This window comes from Clostridium sp. HGF2, assembly GCF_964240115.1.
Taxonomy (GTDB): domain Bacteria; phylum Bacillota_I; class Bacilli_A; order Erysipelotrichales; family Erysipelotrichaceae; genus Clostridium_AQ; species Clostridium_AQ innocuum.
Map to the genome: position 1 here is coordinate 151,408 of NZ_CAXSSO010000003.1, position 20,412 is coordinate 171,819.

At 44.8% G+C, this 20,412-nt stretch carries 21 protein-coding genes; 20 read left to right on the top strand and 1 reads right to left on the bottom strand.

Annotated elements, in window-relative coordinates; genetic code table 11:
• Positions 1-39: 39 nt before the first annotated feature.
• Entirely contained in the window at positions 40-2,373 is a 2,334-nt protein-coding gene (locus ACESPQ_RS07240) for a PRD domain-containing protein (RefSeq protein WP_257376621.1), read from the bottom strand.
• 397 nt (positions 2,374-2,770) lie between these two features.
• Between ACESPQ_RS07240 and ACESPQ_RS07245 the strand changes: the two genes are divergently transcribed.
• The 20 genes from ACESPQ_RS07245 (at position 2,771) to ACESPQ_RS07340 (ending at position 20,184) form a co-directional block, all read left to right on the top strand.
• Positions 2,771-3,538 (top strand): PTS mannose/fructose/sorbose/N-acetylgalactosamine transporter subunit IIC, encoded by a 768-nt coding sequence (locus ACESPQ_RS07245; protein ID WP_002609399.1) that lies wholly within the window; start codon positions 2,771-2,773, stop codon positions 3,536-3,538.
• A 3-nt stretch (positions 3,539-3,541) separates the two neighbouring features.
• Positions 3,542-4,390, top strand: a complete 849-nt coding sequence (locus tag ACESPQ_RS07250; RefSeq protein WP_002609402.1) for a PTS system mannose/fructose/sorbose family transporter subunit IID — start codon at positions 3,542-3,544, stop codon at positions 4,388-4,390.
• A gap of 23 nt (positions 4,391-4,413) precedes the next feature.
• Positions 4,414-5,067 carry a bifunctional 4-hydroxy-2-oxoglutarate aldolase/2-dehydro-3-deoxy-phosphogluconate aldolase gene (locus ACESPQ_RS07255; RefSeq protein ID WP_373144176.1) on the top strand — a complete coding sequence of 218 codons (654 nt, stop codon included), beginning with the start codon at positions 4,414-4,416 and terminating at the stop codon, positions 5,065-5,067.
• A gap of 4 nt (positions 5,068-5,071) precedes the next feature.
• Positions 5,072-5,548: a PTS system mannose/fructose/N-acetylgalactosamine-transporter subunit IIB gene (locus ACESPQ_RS07260; RefSeq protein ID WP_002609406.1), complete on the top strand. Its 477-nt coding sequence runs from the start codon at positions 5,072-5,074 to the stop codon at positions 5,546-5,548.
• Positions 5,549-5,563: 15 nt separating this feature from the next.
• Entirely contained in the window at positions 5,564-5,989 is a 426-nt protein-coding gene (locus ACESPQ_RS07265) for a PTS sugar transporter subunit IIA (RefSeq protein WP_002609408.1), read from the top strand.
• A 16-nt stretch (positions 5,990-6,005) separates the two neighbouring features.
• Complete coding sequence (gene dat / locus ACESPQ_RS07270) at positions 6,006-6,896, top strand: D-amino-acid transaminase (protein WP_109770818.1); 891 nt, start codon at positions 6,006-6,008, stop codon at positions 6,894-6,896.
• A gap of 2 nt (positions 6,897-6,898) precedes the next feature.
• Positions 6,899-8,044, top strand: a complete 1,146-nt coding sequence (alr, locus tag ACESPQ_RS07275; protein WP_373144178.1) for an alanine racemase — start codon at positions 6,899-6,901, stop codon at positions 8,042-8,044.
• Positions 8,041-8,913, top strand: a complete 873-nt coding sequence (locus ACESPQ_RS07280) for a YitT family protein (protein ID WP_002609413.1) — start codon at positions 8,041-8,043, stop codon at positions 8,911-8,913. Before alr ends, ACESPQ_RS07280 begins: the two co-directional genes overlap by 4 nt.
• A 6-nt stretch (positions 8,914-8,919) precedes the next feature.
• The gene (locus ACESPQ_RS07285; protein ID WP_002609414.1) at positions 8,920-9,408 is read left to right on the top strand and encodes a hypothetical protein; all 489 of its coding nucleotides are present in this window, start codon (positions 8,920-8,922) and stop codon (positions 9,406-9,408) included.
• 197 nt (positions 9,409-9,605) lie between these two features.
• Complete coding sequence (locus ACESPQ_RS07290) at positions 9,606-11,537, top strand: hypothetical protein (RefSeq protein ID WP_002609415.1); 1,932 nt, start codon at positions 9,606-9,608, stop codon at positions 11,535-11,537.
• Between the two features lie 69 nt (positions 11,538-11,606).
• Positions 11,607-12,044 (top strand): PaaI family thioesterase, encoded by a 438-nt coding sequence (locus ACESPQ_RS07295; protein ID WP_002609416.1) that lies wholly within the window; start codon positions 11,607-11,609, stop codon positions 12,042-12,044.
• Between the two features lie 99 nt (positions 12,045-12,143).
• Entirely contained in the window at positions 12,144-13,061 is a 918-nt protein-coding gene (locus tag ACESPQ_RS07300; RefSeq protein WP_002609417.1) for a LysR family transcriptional regulator, read from the top strand.
• A gap of 135 nt (positions 13,062-13,196) precedes the next feature.
• Entirely contained in the window at positions 13,197-13,685 is a 489-nt protein-coding gene (locus ACESPQ_RS07305) for a hypothetical protein (protein ID WP_002609418.1), read from the top strand.
• Positions 13,686-13,792: 107 nt separating this feature from the next.
• Positions 13,793-14,617, top strand: a complete 825-nt coding sequence (locus ACESPQ_RS07310) for a signal peptidase I (protein ID WP_008728510.1) — start codon at positions 13,793-13,795, stop codon at positions 14,615-14,617.
• A 49-nt stretch (positions 14,618-14,666) separates the two neighbouring features.
• Positions 14,667-15,098, top strand: coding sequence for a hypothetical protein (locus ACESPQ_RS07315; RefSeq protein WP_008728512.1), 432 nt, complete (start codon positions 14,667-14,669; stop codon positions 15,096-15,098).
• 110 nt (positions 15,099-15,208) lie between these two features.
• Positions 15,209-17,002: an aminopeptidase P family protein gene (locus tag ACESPQ_RS07320; protein WP_002609421.1), complete on the top strand. Its 1,794-nt coding sequence runs from the start codon at positions 15,209-15,211 to the stop codon at positions 17,000-17,002.
• 181 nt (positions 17,003-17,183) lie between these two features.
• Positions 17,184-17,798 (top strand): CpXC domain-containing protein, encoded by a 615-nt coding sequence (locus ACESPQ_RS07325; RefSeq protein ID WP_009588567.1) that lies wholly within the window; start codon positions 17,184-17,186, stop codon positions 17,796-17,798.
• A gap of 49 nt (positions 17,799-17,847) precedes the next feature.
• Positions 17,848-18,678, top strand: a complete 831-nt coding sequence (locus ACESPQ_RS07330) for a hypothetical protein (RefSeq protein WP_002609423.1) — start codon at positions 17,848-17,850, stop codon at positions 18,676-18,678.
• A gap of 480 nt (positions 18,679-19,158) precedes the next feature.
• Positions 19,159-19,539: a hypothetical protein gene (locus tag ACESPQ_RS07335; protein WP_002609424.1), complete on the top strand. Its 381-nt coding sequence runs from the start codon at positions 19,159-19,161 to the stop codon at positions 19,537-19,539.
• 60 nt (positions 19,540-19,599) lie between these two features.
• Entirely contained in the window at positions 19,600-20,184 is a 585-nt protein-coding gene (locus tag ACESPQ_RS07340; RefSeq protein ID WP_002609425.1) for a hypothetical protein, read from the top strand.
• Positions 20,185-20,412: the final 228 nt, after the last annotated feature.

Below are 20,412 nucleotides of genomic sequence, written 5' to 3' on the forward strand. Positions count from 1 at the left end.
CGGAAGCGGGGCATCAAAGGGTGCACATGATTTTTTTGATTACATATATTCCAGAAAGATCTGTGTAATCGTGGCAATTTCAGCTTTGGATATACTGATGTTGAAAATATTGTTCAATTCATTCAGCTCAAGACTGATCGTATTGTACACATCGGCATGGGAATTGATAATCTCGCGTGTTTTTTTGTTTGGCAGGGGATCGCTGCGGATGGCACGCTCGATGACGAATGCACCGTGTATGATAAAACGGATGGTAATTTCATCACTATAACCGAGCTTCAGCTTTTTCAAAATATTTAACAGGACAACCATCAAAGAGGAGGAAGCCTTGTTCGCATCCAGAAAGACCAGGGACTGCTGGAGTATCTGACGGGAAATACGGTCAATCAGTGTTCGGGAATTTTCACTGAGAGAGGAAGCAGGAAAACTTGGTGTCTGCGGCTGGCTGTATTCCTGTGCATGCCCGTGCTTCATTGCGGATATGGTATTGAGAATAAGCGGAAGCGAGATAGGGGCATAGCTTTGTACATCGATATGCAGACGGCTGCTGATCTGTTCGCCAATCTCTGTTAACGGAGCGATATCACTAAACAGCAGCAGGGTCTCATGATTATCGATCTGCTGGATCCTGTCGCATACATGATCGAGGAAGAGGTGAAATTCCTTTCTTCGCCAGGCTTCGGAATAATCGAGCGAATGACAGTTTTCATAAAGATTGGCTGAGCGTATGTATTTTTCATAATTTGCGGCGATATCCTCCCCGTGGCATACAAACAGTATCGGAGTTTTGGCCTCCAGCTTTTGAATGGCCAGCTGCAGGTAGGTACTGATCAGAATGCGCTCATCCTGCGGCAGCACAACCTCCATCTTGGATTGAATGATCTGTGCGATATCCTCCGTAACAGCATCCGTGCGCTTTGTCCCAAGACCGTGTGACGGTGTAAAGCTGCGGGTATAGGTGTTATTCTTTAATTCCGTTATGAGATTTTGCAGATATTCAAATAAAACGAAGATCATCGTCTCCTTCTGCTTGAGCGGGGTGGATGCCAGCAGCGGGAACATCAGATCGTAAAGCTCTTTCACAAAGATGGAGCGAATTGTATTGATCTCTATTTTCTCAGTCTTTTTCAGCATGGAATTACAGATGGAAACGATCTGCTCATCATCATTGCTGTCAATCAGATGCTGCTCATTCAGGACGGCATGATGCAGTGCGGTAAAGAAGCGGCAGGAGGTCTGCGGTATGAAATAAAGCACATCACCGTCAAACAGATCGAGGATACTGTGCAGCTGTGCAAAGCGGGAGGATACATCCCGAATGCTGTTCAGCATACCATCGGACAGATGCTCAAAGGTGATATCGATGACATTGGCCTTGCGCTGAATAAAGCTGTAATGTGCCCGTATGATGGAACGGCGCAGCTCCTGCAGGGAAATGTGTGTGGTATATGCTTTGTCTGCAAGTGCCATGCAGGTGATTACATTTTTATGCAGACAGATGGTTTGATTCAGAATATCGGACTGCCGCTGTATTTCAGCGAATATGATTTCCAGACGTTCCTTCAGCGTACGCATCTCATAGCTGGGAAACACCATCGGATAGTCTATAAACCGCTGCAGCTGTGCGATATCCGCATTTGCATCATGAAACAGGTAACATACTTTCCAGCTGCTGTGTAAGGCGGCATGCTGCTTCTGCAGCTTTTCTGCCACCTGCTGTACAATGTGCATATCACTGCATTGTACATCCAGAATGAGGAAGGCGGGGGTCTCCGGATGCATGTTATAAATCTGATTCTGCTCATCTGCCGCATCGCTTAGCACATGCTCCAGTATTTGTGTATGCCTGCCAAGCATCTGCAGCTCCTTCGCCTTTTCTATAAAAAATTTCAGAAAATGATGCTTGCCTTCTCCATAGGGGGCACAAAGCGCCAAGCTTTGAAGGGCTTGGGGATACATGAGAATCGCCAACAGCTCCTGATACAGGGAATGCAGGGATTCGTTCGCATGAATACCGGTGTAGGTGAGCGTTTGCCTGCTGCTGTGCTCCCGCACGCGCACAGGCTTATCCTGATGCAGGTATTCCTGAATATCTCTTCCCACCGGCAGTGTATACGGAACCGGCTCTGTAGAAAATGAGTGAATGACACCGGCGTCGAGATACAGGGTAGGGCGTCCCTGCAGCTTGATGAGCCGGTTTTCACGATGCAGCTGATTGAGAACGCGGGATACATTGGTTCGATCAATTTTCAGAATCAATGCGATGTCATGCGCATTACAGCTGCTGAAATCATAGGTGTGTGCTGTAATGCCGTTTGCCGTATAGCTGGCAATCAGGTTTTGAATATCCTTCATTCGAGGTGCTTTTTTCATAGTTTCCTCCACTCCCCGCGTTTTGCACGCGGACACAGGCATTGCATGAAAGACGTTTCAAGCTACTTGTCTTTTCATAAATTTGATTTTCTTTCACACTTCCTCCACTTTTTGGTGCTGAATTTCCGGGCTGCAGAATGCACGCATGCCGTCTGCTTGCACACTTATTATAGCACGGATATAGTTTGTGTGGGTAATAAAAGCACACATATGCGGATATTGAAATAATTTGCATATATTGGAAAATATCACCGTCTTTTTCTATCTTTTAAGTGACACGAATGTAAAAAAAACTGTGCTTTTGCGTTATTTGACGGGAGGTTTTTGAGCGATTATAGTATGTGTGTAAACAGTCAGTAGCTACTAGGTTTTCAAACAACATGAGAGGAGAAAAAACATGGAAATTAACTTTTTACAGGCAGCGCTTATCGGAATTTTGTATTATATGACGCTGTGCTCACCACCCTGGCTTACAGGAATCGTACACGTATCCATTCGCCAGCCGCTCGTATCCGGCACCATCGTCGGTCTGATTCTGGGGGATCCGCAAAATGGTCTGATCATCGGTGCGACGATCAATACCGTAGTTCTTGGGTTTCTGAATGTCGGAGGTGCAATTCCAAGCGATCCCGGCATTGCAGGGGTTGTCGGAACATCTTTGGCGATAGCAACTGGAGCCACTCCGGAGGTCGCAGTTACGATTGCCGTATCCTTTGGTCTTGTCGGGACCATCGTATGGAATCTGCGAAGCACCATCAACTCCGTATTCGTACACATGGTGGACAGTGCCGCCGCACAGGGGGATATGAAAAAGATTTACTTTGTACAATTCGTACTTGCACAGATTGCAACCTTCTGTATCTCTGCGGTACCGGTCTTCGGAATCCTGTATTTCGGAACAGATGTCGCTACACAGGTGCTGGACGCCTTAAAGGGAACGCCGATGCAGATTCTTACCGTGATCGGACAGATACTGCCGGCGATGGGTATTGCGATCATCCTGCGGCTGCTGTCCAACCGTCCGAATATTATTCAGTTGTTTATGCTGGGCTTCGTGCTTTCTATCTACGGCAATGTGCCAATGATTGTCATTGCAGTTGTAGCCTTCATTATTGCATCCCTGTATGCTGATCTCAAATTCAACCGAGCAAAGGAAGAGGTGTAGAGTATGGAACGTCAGATAACAGATACCAACGTACAGACTGAGAAAAAGCTGACAAAGACCGATTTAAATAAATGCTTTCTTCTCTGGCATCTGCTTGGAGAAGCAACGCTGAGCTACGAGCGTCTGCAGGCACCCGGTGTGCTGGGCTGTCTGGGACCGGTGCTGAAGCGGCTGTATGGTGATGATAAGGAAGAATTTGTGAATGCGTGCCAGCGACACATGGAATTCTTTAATACAGCCGGGTATTACGGCGGCTCCATCATCATGGGGCTGGTATGCTCCCTTGAGGAGGAGCGTGCAAACGGACTGCCAATTGAAGGCGAGGACATCAGCGCAATCAAAACCGGACTGATGGGACCGCTGGCAGGTGTATTTGATGCTCTGCGACAGGGAACGGCAATCCCTATCATTGCCTCCATTGCGATCGGTATGGGAATGGACGGCAACTTCTTCGGTCCGATCTTCTATATGATCGTAACCGTTCTCTATGTCATGGTGCCCTGCTACTGGATGTTCCAGACCTCCTATAAAAAGGGAAAGGAAGCTGTCAACGGTCTGTTTGCGAGCGGAAAGCTGGAGCGCTTTATGACGCTGGCTACGGCAGTTGGAGCCATTACCCTGGGAGGGCTTGCGGCTACGACTGTAACGGTTACTTCTTCCACGGTGCTGCATCTGGGAAGCTCGGACATGGTCCTGCAGGAAACCATCTTCGATGCGATATTCAAGGGCTTACTGCCGGTTGGCTTTGTCTTTCTCTCTTACTTCCTGCTGCAGAAAAAGCTTTCAACATCTAAGATCATACTGATTTTGATTGCCATCGCTATTGTCGGTGTGCTGATTGGATTCTTCTAAAATAAACGAAGAAAGGAGTTTATATGGATACAATTCGAGCCATGCTGGAGGAGCATAAGCTTATCGTGATTTGCAGGGGTGTCTATGGTGACACCCTCCTCAAGACGATGGAAGCACTGTATAAGGGCGGCATCCGTCTGGCGGAGGTCACCTTCGATCAGAAAAGCAAGGATTATAAGGAAACACTGGATGCGATCACCATGCTGGAGGAGCATTTTCGAGGCCGTATGGCGATCGGGGCAGGGACGGTTGTCAGTCCTGCACAGGTGGAGCTTGCGTATCAGGCAAAGGCTGCCTATATTATTTCACCGAATGTCAATGAAGCGGTCATTCGTAAAACAAAGGAGCTGGGCATGCTGTCCATTCCGGGAGCACTGAGCCCCAGCGAGGTACTGGATGCACATGAATACGGTGCGGATTATGTTAAGTTGTTTCCGGCTGCCAGAATGACAGCCTCCTACATTAAGGATCTGATGGGACCGATTTCCCATGTGAAATTCATTGCGACTGCGGGAATCACCGAGGAAAATATCGCAGAATTTGCGGCTGTCGGCTGCACCGGCTATGGTATCAGCGGACGCTTGATGGATAAGCGTGCGATTCAGGAAGGGCGCTTTGAGGAATTGCAGCACCGCGCAGAGGCATTTATCGCCTGTCTGCAGAAGGAAGAGGAATAATTGTATGAAAAATATTGTATATGCACGCGTTGATGACCGGCTGGTACACGGGCAGGTCATGACGGCCTGGGTCTTGCATACCAAAGCAAGCAAGGTGATTATTGTGGATGATAAAGCCGCAAAGGATTCCTTTATGAAAATGATCATGAAATCCGCAATGCCGAGCAGTCTGGAGCTGGAGGTGCTTTCCGTAAGCAGTGCCATCTCCTATCTCAAAGAAGCAGGCAGTGAGGATGAACGTATCTTTTTGCTCGCAAAAACACCGATGGTTTTCGCGGATCTGCATGATGCGGGTGTTCCGATACAGGAAGTGGGAATCGGCGGAATCGGTGCCCGGGCAGACAGACGAAAGCTGTATCGCAACATTGCGGTGAATGAGGAAGAAATGAATAGCATCAAGGCTATGCAGAGCAAGGGCATGGACGTCTATATTCGAGTCGTACCGGATGATAAGCGAATCGAAATCAAAGACGCAGCCTAGGGGAGGGCACGTCGTATGATAGGACTGGTACTCGCCACACATGGACCCCTGGCAGAAGCCTTTGTCAGCAGCGGAAAGCTGATTGTCGGAAATATCGGGAATGTTGCACATCTGGGACTGTTTCACGGAGACAGCATTGAACAGTTTGAACAGAAGGTATACAAGGCAATCGAACAGGCGGATGAAGGGGACGGTGTGATCGTTTTGACAGATTTACTGGGAGGATCCCCCTGCAATGTCACAGCAAAGGCAATCGGCAGACTGTATAAAGAGAAAAAGCTGGAATGCTTTTACGGTATCAACCTTCCGATTTTTCTGGAAGCTGTGACCTCCCGTAAATTCATGAATTTTGATGAGCTGAAGGAGCACATGGATGAGGTGTTCAAAGAAACATACGGGATGCTGAGCGGGAAAATAAGCTATTCGGCATGCAAGGAATAGAAAGAAGGATATAAGGATGAATGGAATAGAAAAAAAAGGAATCGGGGAACGATATTTATGGAAGGGAGCTATGGTCAAAGAGCAGGATATCCACATTTCTCTGCAGGACCGCGGCTATGTCTTCGGAGACGGTCTGTATGAGGTCGTTCGTGTATACAATGGGAAGCTGTTTGGTCTAAAGCGGCATCTCGACCGTCTGTTTCAGGGGGCGGATGTCATTGATTTCAATCTGCAGTATACAAGGGAGGAATTCGAAGGCTTCTTTCAGCAGCTGGTTGAGGAGAATGATCTGCACAGCGGTTATGTGTATATGCAGCTGACAAGAGGGGATGCCAGTATCCGAAACCATCTGTATCCCGGGCGTGAGGATCAAAGGCCGGTGCTGTCCGGCTTTGCGGTACATGCTCCCCGCAATGTGAAGAAAATCCAGGCGGGAACAACTGCGATCAGTGTGGAGGATATCCGCTGGAAATACTGTCATGTAAAAACACTGAATCTGATTCCAAACTGCATGGCGCGCTCTGAGGCAAAGAGAAAAGGGGCAGGGAAGGCGATTCTGGTAAAGGACGGTATTGTCACGGAAGAAAAATCCGGCTCAATCCTGATTGTTCAGGACGGCTGTATACTGACACATGTTGAAAATGAGGATATTCTGCCCAGTACGACGAAGAAAATACTGGAGGCACTGTGTGAGCAGGAACAGATACCATTTCGTGAAGGCAATTTTACACTGGATGAGCTGTATGCCGCAGATGAGGTCATTGTCGCTGATACGAATACGGAATGCAGTGCAGTTTTAAAGGTGGACGGGCATACGATCAGGGATGGAAAGCCCGGACCGATTTTGAAGCAGCTGCAAAAAGCATATGAAGCCGCCATCATTGCGGAGTGCGGCAAAGCCGAATAGGTATGGAAGAAAACATCAGCTGCCGAACCTATGCAGAAATCCATACAGCGCGAATTCGGGAAAACGTGATGCAGCTGAAGCGGCATCTCACAGCAGGAACGAGGTTTATGGCAGTCGTAAAAGGGAATGCGTACGGTCATGGAATCGAGCCGTGTGTACAGGCGATGGACGATTTATGCGACTGGTATGGAACAGCCACCATGCAGGAGGCGTTGCGTGTGCGAAGCGTATCAGGAGAAAAGCCGATTCTTGTTTTTGGCTATGTATCGGATGAGGAAATACGCCTGGCTGCGGAAAACAACATCACACTCAGTGCCTTTTCCGCAATGTTTCTTTCCCATATTTCCGAGTGCTGTGCAGGTATGAACCTGAAGACTGCCGTGCATTTGAAGCTGGATACCGGCTTTCACCGCATGGGAATCGACTGCTGTAGTTCTACAGCAGACTGCGTGGAGCAGCTGCTTCCTCTGTTTTCACTGCCGAATATAGAAATAACAGGGATGTATACCCATCTGGTATACGGTGCCGGCAGCAATCAAAGGGAGCTGGCGTTTACCGAATTGCAGTATCAGCGCTTTCAAAGCTGCATCCGGGCGTTGCAGGAACGAAGAATCGATACGGGCATCTGTCATATATGCAACAGTAAGGCAGCGATACATGCTCCAGATATGCATATGGACATGGTGCGTGTCGGTGCCTATATCTTTGGTCTTGCCTCAGCCCCGGAGCAGCGCTTGATACCATTGCGGGAGGTGCTTGTCTGGAAAGCGAGAATCGTCCTGCTGCGGGATATTGCAGCGGGAGAAGGGGTGGGCTATGGTCATGCTTTTATCGCAAAACAGCCTGTCAGAATCGCAGTGCTGGCGGCAGGCTTTGCGGATGGCTACCGACGCTGTATCGCACAGTCCCCGCAGAGCTATGTTTCCATACATGGCAGGCCGGCACCTTTGATTGGAAAGGTATGCATGGATATGTTCATGGTGGATGTGACCGATATAGAAGCAGTGCAGGTTGGGGAATATGCACTTTTGAGTGGTGATGATGGAACCGGGGCAGTCAGCAGCTATCTGCTTGGCCAAATCATACAGGGGACGGCAGGAGAAATCGCGGTGGGAATGAGTGATCGCGTTCAGCGCTATATCGTATGAAGACAGCACAGGACTGGCTGTACTGTATCAGCGGAGCTTTGCTGTTTTCCTTCTCGATGAATGTGTTTCTGGTTCCGCTGCATATCTACAGTGCCGGGTTTTTAGGAATCGCCCAGCTGCTCAGGGATCTGCTGCTCCATATCCTGCCCTATCGACTTTCCTTTGATATCGCCGGGATTATAAATCTGATCCTGAATATCTTCATGATCATTCTCGCTGCCAGGGTGCTGGCGAAAACATTTGCCGTGCATACGGCAATCGTCATACTGTTTGAATCTTTGTTTTTGTCTTTGATTCCGGTGCCCAAAGCGCCTCTGGTTGAGGATGTCTTTATCTCTGTCCTGCTTGGCTCCTTTCTATGTGCATATGGTACACGGCTGTTCTTCAAGGGGCGCGGGAGCGGCGGAGGTATTGACATCATCGGACTGTATCTGACAAAAACAGGAAAAGGAAGTGTCGGCAGTATCTATCTGCTGGTCAATACGGTGATTTATCTACTCTGTTTTCTCATTTACGACAGTCAGGTAGCCTTATATTCCATTGTACACAGCTGTATCCTGTCCTTCGTGCTGGATCGCATTCACGAGGATAATGCAGAATCGGCTGCTTTGATTATCACGGAAAATCATGAACTGAAGCAGCAGCTGATCCTGGATGTGGGGCGTGGTGTTACTGTCTGGGATGGAACAGGCGGCTACAGCGGACGCAGGAAGGAGGTCATGATGGTGGCAATTACCAGAGGACAATACGGTCATTTGAAAAAAAAGGTACAGGGCTGTGATGAACAGGCCTTTGTGATCTTCTTCGATCATGTGCGTATCAGCGGTTATTTCCCAAAGCTGATCAATGAAAAGAGAAAGAGCAGGTGAAGCAGGATGCAAACAGAAAAACAGCAGGTATATCACTGCCGGGGAATCGTAAAACAACTTAACGCCTATATCAAAGCGGATAAGCTTTTGATTCTTTGTGAATCCGATGTACCGGCGGAAATAAAAAAGGATATCACAGCGCAATTTCCTGAAGCTGCATGCTATACTGTTCCCGGTACAGCGCATATCAAGACCTTTGATCATCTGGAGGCAATCGTCCGATTCCTGTATCAAAGCGGATGTCAAAAGGATAGCAGCCTGCTGATTATAGGGAATCAGCAACTAAAAGAGCTGGGAGGCTTTATAGCATCCGCTTACTGCTGCGGTATAGCCTATCTGTATGTACCCCTCACAGGAAACGCCGCACAGCATGCTGCATCCCATTTCTGCGGTGTGGATTTAATGGGGATTCCGGATGTATTGCAAAGCTGCCATGAACCGCGTATGGTATTTCTGGATGAAGATATTTTTGAGTCTGAGCACAATGCTGCTTAAGGCTGCCTTGCGACTGCTTGTCGGAGGCTTTTTTTGTAAATCTTAAGATAAAAACACAAATTTATGTTTACGCTGAGATTTGCGGAAAGAAATTGTAAAAACCTTATAAATAAGGACTTTCTTGGCGTTTTATAAGCTGGAATCTATGATAGAATAACGGTAGACAATACAGCAGTGCAAGCAGGAGTGGATACGATATGAAGCAAAAACTGTCATGGATTCTGGAAGGCTTTTTTCTAATACTTTTACTGTTGGTAACGATTCTGATTTATGTTCCGGAACAGAGCGAGCATCTTCTGCATATCCGGATGATACAGGTTACCGGTAAAAACAAGGAAAAAGCGATCGAACAGGATTCTCTCATCTTTGTAAAGACCTTCAAAGAAAACGAGGAACCAAAAAATAACACGCTGATCAGCTTTCGGGCAGAGCGGTTTGGGGAATCGGTTATCTTAACGCATATGTTTGTGAAAAGTGAAGTTCGAAATCAGGAAACCTTTTACATTACGCAGGCCCCTGACAGCAGCTATTATGATACCTATGAAACCAGACATGAGGATCTGGTAGGCTCCTATCTCTTTCATATAAAGTATATGGGCAGGGTGTATGAATTTCTGCAAAGCAGCTATGGTAAAATCACGTATGCCGTGGTGCTGGGCGTTTGTATCCTGAGCACCATGCTGCTGTTGATAAAGGGTGTGCTGCGGGAGCGTAAAGGAAAAGCGGGTATAGAGGTGTCTGCGAAAAAGAATGCTTTGGATCCTGATCAACGCTCAGTGGATGAAAAGAAAGAGGTTACGCACGGGCAGGAAGTGAAGCCAGATGCAGAGAAGCCGCTGCTAAAGACTCCAAAGGAAGATATTTCAAGACAGGCAAAGGGAACAGAAGATAAGACTGCGAAAGCCAAACAGCAGGCAGCTGCCGACAGTATTTTACAAGCAGCAGGCAAGGCTTCAAAACAGCAGATTCCGAAACAGACCGGAAAGCAGCGCTTACGCAAGCGCCATGCAGTGAAAAAAGCATTGATGGAACAAAGGAAAGCGGCTGATGATGAGGAGCTGCTGCCGATTGTGTACAAGCAGAAGCATCAGAAGCCGGCAGGCCCAACGAAAATACAGCAGGAAATTCAGGAGCACCCGGATGCAGAGGGGAAGCATGTACAGAGATCAGAGAATACGCAGGAGTCTCTGGTTCAGCATACATCCTCTGGAAAATCAAAGCCAGAACAAACGATTGATCTGCGAGAGGGGGGAGCTACATTTACACAGGCTGAGCTACAGGATATACTGATTGCAATCAATACAAACGAAGAGGAATCGGATCAGGATACCGCTACGGCAAGTCCTGCGGAAGCTGTCAAAGAAAAAAAAGAGCAGTACCAACCAAATGAGCACAATCAACTGCATATTCAGGCAATCGGCATTCTGGAACCGGTAGTAACCAGTATACAGGAAACACTGCAAGGCGGACAATATCCTTTGGTAGAAGAAAATCCGGTGGAAACAGAAGATCCATCCAGCGATCCAGACGAAGTAATGGTGGAAAATGATGAAATTGCAGAGAAGGAATTTCATGAAGAAGAACAGGTAACAGCAAATGATGTTTACACTGCGGATGCCGGTGTAGATAAGGAACTGCTGGAGGAAGTCCGAAAAGAGGTGCAGGAGCTGCTGCACGGTGTGAAAGCACCACAGCGGGTAGAAGCAGAACAACAGGAATATCCGAACTTCAACAGAAAATATGATATCAACAAGAGCAGGCAGACGGATGTGCAGGAGGAAATGCCTGAACCTGAGGAAATAGAAAAATCAAAGGTGGAAGAAGCACCAATTGTGGAAATGCAGGAAGAACAGGGAATCCTTTTGAAAGATATGGAATTCGATTGCAGCAGCAGATTTGCTGTATTAACCGGCAGAGTGATCAATAAAACACCTGTTCCTGTACAGTATATTAAAGCGGAAATTGAATTGTATGATGATTTCCGTAATGTGATAAAGACAATGAAATGGTATCTTTGCGGCAGAGATTTTTTACAGCCGGAAGAAACAAGAGAATTTTCCTATACAGCTTATGAAGTATATGGTGTTTATGATTACAAAATCCGGATATTGAACTGGAAGCAGAAATGATTTCATTGTGCAAACTGTGTGAATTCTTTCCTGTAAGGAGTATAATAGGCAGGTAAGGATGTGATATATATGGATAAAAAACAGTTCCATGAACGTATTCAGTATTTTGTAAAGCAGAGAGTACGCGATGAAGGTACGATAAATTCCATGATGGATATGGAGCTGGTAACCGCGGATTTTCTTACAAAAAGTGTGATTCTGGCTTTTCCGGTGAAAGACTGGCAAATGAATCCGGCGAAAAATCTGCATGGAGGCATTATTGCGACAGCACTGGATATTACGATGGGATGTATATCGTATGTGAGCGGGAATGCAGTGTTTACACCAACGATACAAATGGCTGTTAACTATGTTGGCGGTGTGAGCAGTGGCGATACGCTGCTGGTGGAAGGAATTTGTGATCATGCAGGAAGCAGAATGTCACAGACCAGAGCTATTGCACGCTCAAAGAAAAGCGGCAAGGTAGTCGCAACAGCGAATGGTTCCTATATTATGAATACAAAATAATAATTTTACAGAAAAAGGCAGAATCTGCATACGTAGAAATCTGTCTTTTATGTTATCATAATAATGAGCATAAATGTCCACAATTAGGGAGAATGAGAGATGAAAAACCAACAATTACGCTACTTCGTTGAAGTGGTCGACAGTGGAAGCATCAACAAGGCTTCGGAGAAGCTGTTTGTCAGCCAGCCAAGTCTGAGCAGAAGTATACAGTCATTAGAGGAAGAAATGGGGAAAGAGCTGATTATCCGTAGCAATCACGGGGTTACGCTGACACCGACCGGTAGACTGATGTACTATTATGCACAGTCAATCCTCTCGCAGTTTCAGGTGCTGGAGCGTTTAAAGGATGTCAGTGAGGAAAAGCTGTACAGCAAGCTGACGGTATCCGTGGATTCCGTATTCTTACGGGATGATTTGATTTTACAATTTTATAAGCATATGAAATCAGCAACTACAGAGATTCATATGGTAGAAACAACGGCGGAGCAGGTGCTGGCCAATGTCAGTGAAATGAAGTCGGAAATCGGAATCACGATTTTAAATGATTATCAATTGAGTATTTATCGTAAGATGGCGGATGCCAAGGAAATTGAATTGAATATCCTTGGAAAAGGACCGCTGTACGTTCATATCAACGAGAAGAATCTGGATGAGCTGGTGGAGGAGAAGGATGCAAGGGATTTTCTGGATTTCACACTGATTCATCTGCCATATGATTTTTTCTCGAATCTGAATATGTCGTTGACAATGGATGGTGTGCAGCTGAGCAGATTTAAGAAAACGATCACAATGAGCAACTACCATGCGATTATCAACATGCTGAATCATACGGATGCCTTTATGCTGGGGAATAAATGGCAGATTGAGGAATTAAAGCATTCACATATCCACAGCATGCGCATCAGAAACTGTGATATTCAAAAGTATTTTGTGATCATCCGAAGAAAGCGCGAAGTGCTGAGTGAAGCAGGAAAGGTGTTTCTTAATATTATTCATGAAACCTATGCAGATATGTAGCTATACCTAAAATGCATAACCGGCTTGCGGGTTATTGGTATTATACAAAGTTTCCCAAAAGGATTACAATAATAGTGTAAAAGGTAACAGAAAATATTACCTATTCTTAAAACCATTGAAAAGGAGAACAATGATATGAAAAAGAGTACACTATTATCGTTATTAACAGCAGGTGCTGTTATCGCTACATCCGCAGGGACATTCGCTGCGTGGGACACAACAGAAGCAACTTCTTCTGGAGAATTAAGCTTTGATAGTCCTGTAACAATTGCGACTACTTCTACACCAACATATGCACAAACAGAGACAAGAACATATGGTGAGAAACCAGTAGCTACAGGTACTGTTGATTTTAATGTGTCAGGAACGGGAGGCAAAGCTAATTTAAAATTAAATGCAGTTGTTAAAGATAAGACAACAGATGCAGTTGTTTCAGGAGTAGATGTCACATTTAAAAAAGGTAGTACTGATCTTACTACTGGTGTTGATAAAAATGTTACTGATGCAGCAAATTCATATACGGTCACAATTACACCAACCAGTGATGATGCAACAGAAGCTTTGACTAAAGCTCTTAAAGTTGAGGTGACTGGTACTTTAGAGAACGCTACAGTTGCACCTTAGAAGTTTCTTACATTGAAAGAATGCCGTCATCCGACGGCTTTTTTAAAAACATCTTTTCAACCTTCCAATAATCTTATAAAATATAGAAGAGGAAAGTAGGAGCACTTATGGGAAAAGGAATCAAACGCATAGCAAATATCGTGTTTGTGGTTGTTGTGGTATTACTGGCAGCCTATACTTTTCTTATGGCAAAATATCCGGATGAAACAGCACAGGTTACCGGCTATCGCCTATATGCTGTATTAACAGACAGTATGGAGCCCCGCATTCCCACCTTCTCACTTGTCTGTACGAAGGTTCTTGATCCAGAAGAACCACTGCATTTGAATAAAGGTGATATTATCACCTTTAAGGCAGACCGCTTTGGTGATGATATATTATTAACACACCATTTTAATAAAACAGAAAAAGATTTCCAGGGAAATACCATATACCGCACCAATGCAGAGGGTAAGGATAATCTGGACATGTATAAGACACTGCGAAAGGATATCATCGGAACCTATGTGTTTCATATCCCCTTTATCGGTAAAATCTTTCTCTTTCTGAAAAGTAAATTCGGTATCCTGCTGTATGCAGAGCTTGCTGTAATCTGGCTGTTCAATAAGACCATACGTACGAGATGGGAAGAAAAAGAGCAGGTGTTGAAAAAACAGAAAACACTCTATGTGGATGCAGTGAAATTTGAAGCACTGGAAGGGCATTGCGTCCTTTGTGGAGAGCTGCACAATGATACAAAATTCGCAGTGCGTTTCGTAAAAGCGGAAATTCAACTATATGATGAGCAGAAGAAGCTGATTAAGAAGGATAAATGGTTCCTCACTGGTAAGGACATCGTTGCTTCGAAAGAGCATGCCAAATTCAACTATACCGTATATGACGTGAAGGAAGCGAAATACTACAAAATTCATATCCTGAGCTATAAAAAATAAGAAACCGGTCATACTCTAAATGACTGGTTTTTTTTGGGAGGATATGGCTATGAAAAGAGATATGGTATATATAAGAATAGCAACTGTACTATCTGTGCTATTGATTACATTTGCAATGTTTCGCTTATGGGAGAATAGCATCACATTGAAAGAGGGAATACGGGTCACAACCGATGCTTTGCATATGGAAATGAAACAAAAGCTGGACAGCATTATGACCTACAAGGGCACAACCAGTGTTCATGTGGAGGGTGATACTGCCGATCTTGATAATACATATCTGGATATGAAGGTAACGGCATATGATGCACAAACCAAACAGGATGTCAGTGATACACTGGATACGAAAATATATGATACCGGTATGCAGGTAAAGGGGACGCATCCCGTCGTTATTATCATGCAGGGAGATGCTGACAGGTTGCATAACAGGGAAATCATGATTCAGCTCACTGCACAGCTGGAACAGGCAAACTTCTGATGCGTGCCATAAGATAACAGAGGAACAAACCATAATTTTAAGGTGAAATCTATATTCATTTTCCTTCTTTTGGAGTACAATGGTTACTGTGATGATTGAAGGAGGAACTTATGACGGTAATAGAAAAATTGAAACAATTAAGAGCATTGATGAATGAAAGAAATATGGACGTATACATGATTCCGACATCCGATTTTCATGAAACTGAATATGTCGGAGAGCATTTTAAGGCGAGAAGCTTCATGTCCGGATTTACCGGTTCGGCAGGAACCCTGATCGTATGCAGAGATTGTGCTGCCTTATGGACAGATGGCAGATATTTTATTCAGGCGGCAAATCAGCTGAAGGACAGCACGATTGAATTGATGAAGCAGGGAGAAGAGGGGGTACCTGCCATACCTGCATATATTCGTGAGCATATGAGCAAAAACGGTGTATTTGGTTTTGATGGACGTGTCATGAATACCAAACTTGTACATGACATTATGGAGGAGCTGAAGGATAAGGATGTTACCATTTCCGCGCAGGAAGACCTTGTCGGGATGATCTGGGAGGAACGCCCGCCACTGCCTACGAAAAAAGGCTTCTTTCTGGAAGAGGCATACAGTGGAAAAAGTACAAAGGATAAGCTGGCGGATATCCGTACAGCAATGCAGGAACAAAACGCAACACATCACATCGTAACCTCTCTGGATGATATCGCATGGATGATGAATATGCGCGGCTGGGATATCAGCTGTTTCCCTGTCATGCTATGTTATCTGGTAATCACCCATAATGAAAATCATATCTTTATTGATGAGAATAAGCTGGATGAGCAGATGCTTGCGAACTTCAGGGAAAATGCTGTAGCGGTACATGCATATGATGATATTTATGCGTTTGTGAAAACCATTCCGGCAGATGCGTGCGTTATGCTGAATACAGGTGTTGTAAACTATGCAATCACACAGAATCTGAAGAAGGAGATTCGCATCGTAGACTGTCCGAATCCTTCCCAGCTGATGAAGGCAAGAAAAAATGAAATCGAGCTGGAGAATAATCGCAAGGCGCATATCAAGGATGCTGTTGCCATGACGAAATTCATGTACTGGCTAAAGAATAACATCGGCAAGGAAACAATTACGGAAATCAGTGCCAGTGATTATCTGGAAAGTCTGCGTCGAAAACAGGAACACAATCTGGGGTTGAGCTTTTCTACAATTTCCGCATACAAGGAGCATGCCGCAATGATGCATTACAGTGCCAGTGAGGAAACCAATGTCGAGCTGAAGCCGGAGGGGATGCTGCTGGTTGACAGTGGAGGACAGTATCTGGAGGGCACAACAGATATCACCAGAACCTTTGTCCTCGGACCGATCTCCGATGAAATCCGTACACACTATACATGTGCACTGCGTGGCATGATTCAGCTGAGCAGGGCAAAATTTCTTGAAGGCTGCCGCGGTATGAATCTGGATATTCTCGCAAGAGGTCCGTTATGGGAAATGGGAATCGATTATAAATGCGGAACAGGGCACGGTGTTGGTCATCTGATGAATGTACACGAGGGGCCAAACGGCTTCCGCTGGAAAGTGGTACCGGAAAGAAATGACAGCTGTGTTCTGGAGGAGGGGATGACCCAGTCCAATGAGCCCGGTGTTTATGTGGAAGGCTCCCATGGTATCCGGCATGAAAATGAGCTGGTGGTACGCAGAGGTGAGAAAAACGAATACGGACAGTTCATGTATTTTGAAACGATCACATTCGTACCATTTGATCTGGATGGGTTAGATGTTGATCTGATGACGCGCTATGATATTGCGTGGCTGAATGCATATCACAAAGAGGTGTATGCCAAGGTTTCTCCTTATCTGAATGAAGCGGAAAAGGAATGGCTGAAATACGCAACCAGAGAAATATAATAAACAGGACAGGGCGGTCGCTCTGTCTTTTTGATGTCAGGAAGCTTTTTGGATGTGGCAGCTAAAAGGGAGCACTGATATCGTATTGCTGGCGCTGTTTCAGAATGGGACAATCATCCTTCCTGTGTTTTGTTATTGCAATATGCCCGCTTACAGGTATAATGTTACATATGGTGATATTATGAAATCTATATTGGTGGAGCTTACCTGTCCCCGCTGCTTTTACAAAACACATAAAAAGAGTGAAACCTTGATCATGCCGGAGATGGAGCCGCAGTTTCGTAAGGAGCTGCTGGAGGGGGTATTCTTTAAAAAAGCCTGCCCAAGCTGTGGAAAAATCAATACCTTTCTCCATACGATGATATATGTTGATAAAAAGCATCGCTTTGTGTTGCTGGTTAAGCCAAAAAGTGATTTGACAGATAAGGACTTTTCTATTTTTCAGTCTGAAAAAAATTGTATCCGCCGCTACCTTTGCGATCCGTCGCAGGTCGCAGAGAAAATCAGAATGCTGGAGGATAAGCTGGATGATCGGGCGATGGAGCTTCTGAAATTAAAAATCATTCTGCGGGAGAAGAAAAAGGGAAGGCTGCCGAAGAATGTCGTCTATCAGGATCAGGAGACAGATACGATCTGGTTTCATGTACAGCATGATGAAGAAGAGGATGTGATTGGAATATGGAAGACATCCTATGATGCAATCTGTTCGAAATTGCCACCGCAAAAGAATCAGTTTGAGGAAATTGACAGTTACTGGGCAGTAGATTATCTGAAACAGTCGAACGAAAGTCATTGAGTAATATAGGGAACTGGCATATAATAAGGGAAATGATGAGGGACTCTATATGAATCATATTTCAGATACAACAGATATCGGCATTACCTTCCAGATGACACTGGATGCCTTTCTGGATGAAACACATCCGGTAAAGGATACAAATCAGAATACGTATCGCGACGCACTGAAAAAGCTGGAGGAAGCCAATCACTGCCGCAGCTCGCAAAAGAAACAGACGATTGCAAGAGAAGCGCTGGGGATTTGCACAGACTGTATCGAGGCTTACCTAGTGCTGGGAATCAATGAACAGAATATGTACAGAAAGCTCGGTATGCTGAAAGAGGGCATGGAGCTGGCAACTATGAATCTGGGAAAGGATTTTTTTCTGCGGGATGCATCTGATTTTTTTGAATTTGATGAAGCAAAGCCGTTGTTTCATATCAAGTTCGCTTATGCGGCATCTTTGTACGAGGCCGGATATATGAGGAAGGCGCAAAGACAGTTTCAGGAGATTTTAAATCTGAATCCCGAGGATCTGTTTCAGGTGCGGCACTATCTCATGAGCATTGCGTTGTATTTTGAGGAGCTGGAGTCCTGCAGAGAGCTGCTTGATAAATATCGAAGGAATGATGCGTTTTGCTGTTTTATTCGATTTCTTTATCTTATGAAGGAGGAGGATTTTGAACAGGCAAAGCAGATGATTTCGCTACTGAAGGAAAAGAACAGCTTTCTATATGATATATTGACATACAGAAGCATGAATGCAGTTATAACACAGGGGCTTCCTCTGGAAGGCAGTCTGGAGGAAGCCGGTTATATATACCGTATCATTTCCAAGGTTGTACAGCCGATGGAGTATTTGCATATCTTTCTGGTGAAAAATGAAGCGAATGGTTAAAACAAGACTGCGAACGTATATTGGCATCCAGGTGGGTGCTTTTTTTACAGTGAGGCAGAAAACTAGCTTTTCACTTCTTTTATGACATAGAGATTTTATAGAATTTTCTGTATTTTTGACAGGGGATATGCTACACTGTAGATACAAAAAAAGGAGAGGTCGGTCTATGAGAAACTATATAAATAATACATTGCATTCACATGGTATTCATCCGCAAAAGCCCCGGCCTTTCGGTAGCTCAACCGCTTGCTAGAAGTGTTTTTTCTTATGCTTTCATTCCTTCCTTACAATTATTAAGTAGCTTACAGCAGCTGAACACCGCTTGTCGGCGGTAAGGACTGCCTTGTTTTTGTTGCATCCGTTCCTGCGTATGATACGAAACAGCAGGAACCTCTATATGCTAATAAAAACAACAGCAGAGCAAGAGCACCACCGGATCATATCCTTAAAGTACAGATAGCAATAGGAGAAAGAAAGGATATGATTATGACAACAAAAATGAAAACAGAAGCAGCAGCTATGATTAGCTGCTATGATAATAAAAAGAAATATGACATGTACTGTAAAAAGCTATTATCAAACAAGCAGATTCTCGCCTATGTGATGAAGGGCTGTATTCCGGAATACGCAGATATTCCACTGGAGGACATACCGTCCTATATCGAAATGTCTTCTATAAACACAGCAGACTGTGAATATATCGATGATCAGCAGGTTGAGGTCACGGATGAAGCCATACCGGGGGCACAGATCAAATACGATATTCAGTTCGAGGCGACAATCCCCATGAAGCAGAAGAAAGCCGAGAAGAGCACACCTGCGGATAAGAAAGTTCGCATGATCATCAATCTGGAAAGCTAGGCAAAGGATGATCCCGGTTATCCTCTGATCAAGCGTGCTTTGTATTATTGCAGTAGATTGATGGCAAGACAGAAGCATCCAAAGGATGGATTTCAGCATTCGGATTATGACAGGATCAAAAAGGTCTGTTCCATCTGGATCTGTATCGGACATAACAATCAAAAGAATGATGTCATCAACACCTATAAGATACAGGAAACATGTGAAACAAAGATATGGCATGCCGAAAGGGAGGACTATGACTTGCTCACAGCGGTCATGGTGTATCCAAAGAAGGAAGGCATACGAAAAGCGCAGGATATTCCGAATGCGGTAGAGCAGGAGGATGAGAACAAGCAGAGGCTTTTAGAGCTGTTAAAGATTTTGTTTATAAAAAATCTCGTTATAGAGGATAAAATGGAACAATTACAGAAGACGTATGGTATACTAATGGAGAAGGAGATAGATCAGGAGGTCATGACGATGTGCAACTTTAGCGATTTCATTGAGCAAAGAGGCAAGGAAGAGGGAAAAGTGGAAGCAACACTAGTTTATGTAAAAAAACTGATGCAGAAAATCGATGTCAGTGCGGTGGATGCTATGAATATACTGGATGTTGAAGATGATATTCGACCTGCGATTTTGCAATCTCTACAACTATCCTAAAAAGCTATACCCACAATATTTTAAAGGGCTGTTTCATCACAGCTCTTTTTCTGCATACATTACAGAAGCGATAAGAGGCATTAGCTAACCTTTAATCATCGGCGATTTACTATCTTTTTGACAATAATCGGTGAAAAGCTATAGTAAAGAAGTAAGAATGTGACATTTATGTGATTTTAACTTCCAAATATTGGAAATAACCTCTATAATATATGAGTAGCATTACTA

Coding starts and splice junctions, on each gene's coding strand:
- ACESPQ_RS07240 (WP_257376621.1), bottom strand. CDS start 2,373: ATGAAAAAAGCACCTCGAATGAAGGATATTCAAAACCTGATTGCCAGC.
- ACESPQ_RS07245 (WP_002609399.1), top strand. CDS start 2,771: ATGGAAATTAACTTTTTACAGGCAGCGCTTATCGGAATTTTGTATTAT.
- ACESPQ_RS07250 (WP_002609402.1), top strand. CDS start 3,542: ATGGAACGTCAGATAACAGATACCAACGTACAGACTGAGAAAAAGCTG.
- ACESPQ_RS07255 (WP_373144176.1), top strand. CDS start 4,414: ATGGATACAATTCGAGCCATGCTGGAGGAGCATAAGCTTATCGTGATT.
- ACESPQ_RS07260 (WP_002609406.1), top strand. CDS start 5,072: ATGAAAAATATTGTATATGCACGCGTTGATGACCGGCTGGTACACGGG.
- ACESPQ_RS07265 (WP_002609408.1), top strand. CDS start 5,564: ATGATAGGACTGGTACTCGCCACACATGGACCCCTGGCAGAAGCCTTT.
- dat (WP_109770818.1), top strand. CDS start 6,006: ATGAATGGAATAGAAAAAAAAGGAATCGGGGAACGATATTTATGGAAG.
- alr (WP_373144178.1), top strand. CDS start 6,899: ATGGAAGAAAACATCAGCTGCCGAACCTATGCAGAAATCCATACAGCG.
- ACESPQ_RS07280 (WP_002609413.1), top strand. CDS start 8,041: ATGAAGACAGCACAGGACTGGCTGTACTGTATCAGCGGAGCTTTGCTG.
- ACESPQ_RS07285 (WP_002609414.1), top strand. CDS start 8,920: ATGCAAACAGAAAAACAGCAGGTATATCACTGCCGGGGAATCGTAAAA.
- ACESPQ_RS07290 (WP_002609415.1), top strand. CDS start 9,606: ATGAAGCAAAAACTGTCATGGATTCTGGAAGGCTTTTTTCTAATACTT.
- ACESPQ_RS07295 (WP_002609416.1), top strand. CDS start 11,607: ATGGATAAAAAACAGTTCCATGAACGTATTCAGTATTTTGTAAAGCAG.
- ACESPQ_RS07300 (WP_002609417.1), top strand. CDS start 12,144: ATGAAAAACCAACAATTACGCTACTTCGTTGAAGTGGTCGACAGTGGA.
- ACESPQ_RS07305 (WP_002609418.1), top strand. CDS start 13,197: ATGAAAAAGAGTACACTATTATCGTTATTAACAGCAGGTGCTGTTATC.
- ACESPQ_RS07310 (WP_008728510.1), top strand. CDS start 13,793: ATGGGAAAAGGAATCAAACGCATAGCAAATATCGTGTTTGTGGTTGTT.
- ACESPQ_RS07315 (WP_008728512.1), top strand. CDS start 14,667: ATGAAAAGAGATATGGTATATATAAGAATAGCAACTGTACTATCTGTG.
- ACESPQ_RS07320 (WP_002609421.1), top strand. CDS start 15,209: ATGACGGTAATAGAAAAATTGAAACAATTAAGAGCATTGATGAATGAA.
- ACESPQ_RS07325 (WP_009588567.1), top strand. CDS start 17,184: ATGAAATCTATATTGGTGGAGCTTACCTGTCCCCGCTGCTTTTACAAA.
- ACESPQ_RS07330 (WP_002609423.1), top strand. CDS start 17,848: ATGAATCATATTTCAGATACAACAGATATCGGCATTACCTTCCAGATG.
- ACESPQ_RS07335 (WP_002609424.1), top strand. CDS start 19,159: ATGATTATGACAACAAAAATGAAAACAGAAGCAGCAGCTATGATTAGC.
- ACESPQ_RS07340 (WP_002609425.1), top strand. CDS start 19,600: ATGGCAAGACAGAAGCATCCAAAGGATGGATTTCAGCATTCGGATTAT.